2 protein-coding genes are annotated in these 3328 nt (G+C 63.0%); both read left to right on the top strand.

Annotated elements, in window-relative coordinates; translation table 11 throughout:
* Nucleotides 1-484 precede the first annotated feature (484 nt).
* Nucleotides 485-859 (top strand): DUF202 domain-containing protein, encoded by a 375-nt coding sequence (locus EP26_RS34290; protein ID WP_084113175.1) that lies wholly within the window; start codon nucleotides 485-487, stop codon nucleotides 857-859.
* A 747-nt stretch (nucleotides 860-1606) separates the two neighbouring features.
* On the top strand, nucleotides 1607-3217 hold the full coding sequence (locus EP26_RS30195) for a hypothetical protein (RefSeq protein WP_043345060.1): 1611 nt from the start codon (nucleotides 1607-1609) through the stop codon (nucleotides 3215-3217).
* Nucleotides 3218-3328 lie beyond the last annotated feature (111 nt).

A 3328-nucleotide genomic window follows, 5' to 3' on the forward strand; every position in this document is an offset into this window, starting at 1 on the left:
CGGCCGAACGCGCCCGCACAACCAGAACGCGAGCGTACCGCGGCGTCACCAGGCTTCTCGCCCCGCCTCATGAATTTTTCGGGTTAGTTGCATGCGCAATTTCGTTCTGATCAAGGACGAAAAACAGCAGGAAGCCGTCACCTTTCTGGCCCGCTCTCTGGCAAGCTCATAGCGAAGCTAGCAGGCTGCCTTTCTTGAATGCCTCGGCCTCATGCGCCTCAAGACCGCCGGGGAGGCCACGCTGGGCCAGCCTGGGCGGTTGCGGGTACGGGGTTGTGGGCCCATTATACCTCAGAGGCGCTGGCGGGCTCCCTAGCGCATCCTGGGGGGCTTCCGATCTGCTCGATGGTCGCAGGCCTATCGCCCGAGTGCGGGCAATAGAGAAGTCGGGGTTTCCGGCCCTCGCTGCCTCTCCCCGCGCCTGCGCTTCGGCCCCCTCGGTGCTAGTGCGGGAGCCGGGATGTCTACGGTGCGTTCGCCCTAAATGCCTGATGCAAAGGACGACCCGCGGGTACTCTATGCTGCTGACCGTACGGTATTGGCGGCAGAGCGGACTTACGCGGCCTGGGTTCGCACCGGGCTTGTGTCACTAGTCGCGGGGGTAGGAGCCAAGACCTCGCTTGGCAGCGTGCTGCCGGAATGGGCTATTTTGTTCAACGCCTCCCTCCTGGTGCTGTTCTCGGCTTTCTGCTTTGCGGTCGCAGTGTGGCGGGACATACGTCCGGGTCACGACACGCCGCAGCGCTCCGACCTGCGCCGCTTGCCGGCGCCGCTGCTCATCGTCGTGAACGGCGGTCTGCTGCTGGTGTCATTGGGTGCCCTGTTGGGTGTCTGGTTCGGACGGACGGGCGGGACCTGAGAAGCTGAGGATCCAACTGGGATCGGGAGCGGGTTCGTACGGGCCAAGCCGGGGCCGCGCTTCTCCCGCAAATGCCCGACCGTCGCCGCAGACACTGGCCTGCCGTCACATCTCACGTAGTGAGATTGTTCTCGCGGAATAATGCGCAGAGCGCCGCCGCACAACTCATTATAAAAAGGCTATAAACCGGGACGCAGCATATGGGTGAGACGCCGCCCATCTCCGCCAACGCTACCTCGGACAGCCAGACGCTCAAAACGCCCAACCACTCACTGCCCTACGAAGGCGCAGCGATTGCGGCGTCCGGCTGCTGCAGACTTGCAGATGGCTCAATCTGTGCGGCCGGTGCCATTTTGCACGGGCAAGGCGTAGACGGTCGGACAGATCGTTACTGCGCCGCCGCTAGCATGGAATTCCGAGATCATCGGTTGAGAGCCTCGTTATCCGGTGGGGCGACTAATCTGCCGCCGCTCCAGTGGCCGACTTTCTCTCCGCCGCACACACCCCAAAAGTCAGACCTTCGGACGCTGGGTATTACCAGGGTGTCGGGCTTTGATGCTGGAGCCACGCCGGCAGCGTGTGCTGATATCATGGGGTTCGGCCCAAGGATTTGAGCGGTTGGGGACGCGTCGGCCCCCGCCGCAGTCGGTGCAACGTTGGTGGGGAATACGGCGGCTTGTGGTGCCTGGGTCGTCAGGCTGGCCCGATTTGGGTGCCTTGTTCCGCGCCACATGTAAGGAAAGCGGCATGCAGCGCTCTCCAGGTGGACCGCGATTTCTGCGCAGCGAACCGTATCTTGTCCTTGGTTTTGTCCTCGGCGCGGTCCTTGTCCGCTCACCGGCCATGCTTTACTCGGCACTGAACTACGATGAGAGCATGTACCTCCTGATGGGCTCCGAGTTCGCTCGGGGCCACCTACCCTACACGACAATCTGCGACCTCAAGCCCTTCGGCCTGTTCGCACTGGCAACGCCTGTTGCAGCCTCGCCCTTCGATCCCGTGTTCACCGCCCGTATCGTATCAAGCATCGTGGTGGGGCTGACTGCCTGGATGCTCAGCCAAATCGCGCGCCAACTCTTTGGGCCAGGAGGCCGGGCGATCGGGATTGTGGCCGGGCTCTCCTATATCGTGTTCAGCGTAGCCACCGGGGGCTTGGCGTTCCAGGGAGAGCTCTTTCAGGACGCGGTCTCGGTCCTGGGTCTGCTGCTGCTCTTGCGGGCGATTGGCCGCTGCGTTCCGCCCAGCGCCGCAGCAATGTGTGTCGTCGGGCTTGTGCTCGGGACTGGGGTACAAATCAAGCAGTCCACACTTTTCGACATGCTGGCGTTTCTGGCTGGGTTTTTCATCCTGGTAGTGCCGCTATCAAGGGAGAGTGGCGTCCGTCTCCGAACGAGCCTCAAGCCATTACTGGTTTTGGGGGCGAGCAGCTTGCTGCCCACTCTTTCCGTGATCGCGCTCTACGCGGCCACCGGCCATTTGGACGCGTGGACCACAGCGAACATTGACGCACATCGGGTATTCTACGGCCGTGACCGCGGCTTTGCGCTGGAGCCTGCTTTCGAGATGGCATGGGAGCAACTGCCTCTGTGGCTCACCGCTGCTACCGCGTTGGTGCTCGCCCCTGGCCTGGCGCTCGAGCCGCGGGAGTGCCGCGCCGTTGCCTTCTTGGGTGTTTGGTGGGCCGCGGTGGCCGCCTGTATCGCCTTCTTGCGTATCTCTGCAGATCACTACTTCCTGCAGTTCCTACCGCCGCTCTGCCTCCTAACCGGGTTGGCGGTCGGCCGGGGTGTGCTGGCTCGCATTCCCGACCGCCACGCAGCCGGGGCTGTCCTCGTGGCACTCGCCTCCCTGACCATGTTCGCCGTGGCCCGATACCCGATCCTCCATGCGATCCTCATGCTGAACGACCGCTTTGGGGGCGAGCGCTGGGCAGGTGACACCCCGCGGCGTATCGCAGCCGACCTCAAACCCCTGCTCCAGCGAGGAGACACGATCTATGTCGTGGGCTTCCAGCCTGCAGTCTACTTACTGACTGGTGCCATGATCCCGACGCGCTTTGCCTTCACTGGCTTGCCGCACTTTCAAGTTCCGGGTCGTGACGGGTGCCCTTGGGTTGAGCCGGCGGTGGAGATGCGCCGCGTGATGGAGCGCCGACCGCGCTTCGTTGTCGTGGAACGCAATATCTTCCTGGCGGAGATGCGATCCGACGTCCGCCAGATCCTTGATGAGCACCTGGCCTACAGTTACCGGCTTCGCAAGCGCGTGGAAGAACACCGTCTGCACTACTACTACCCCTTTGAGCGCTTCATCATGGATGGCGGTAAGGCAGCCGACGTCTACGAACTTAGCGGTGGGTAAAGTGAGCAAGGCCCTGCTTATTGAGGCGGCCCCCATTGTCTTGACTACGCGGCGTAGCGGAATTGCGGGTGCTGAAAGATGGAGCGGATCCGCTGCGGCCGCTTGGCAAGG

Source organism: Belnapia moabensis DSM 16746 (assembly GCF_000745835.1).
In the GTDB taxonomy this organism is placed as follows: domain Bacteria; phylum Pseudomonadota; class Alphaproteobacteria; order Acetobacterales; family Acetobacteraceae; genus Belnapia; species Belnapia moabensis.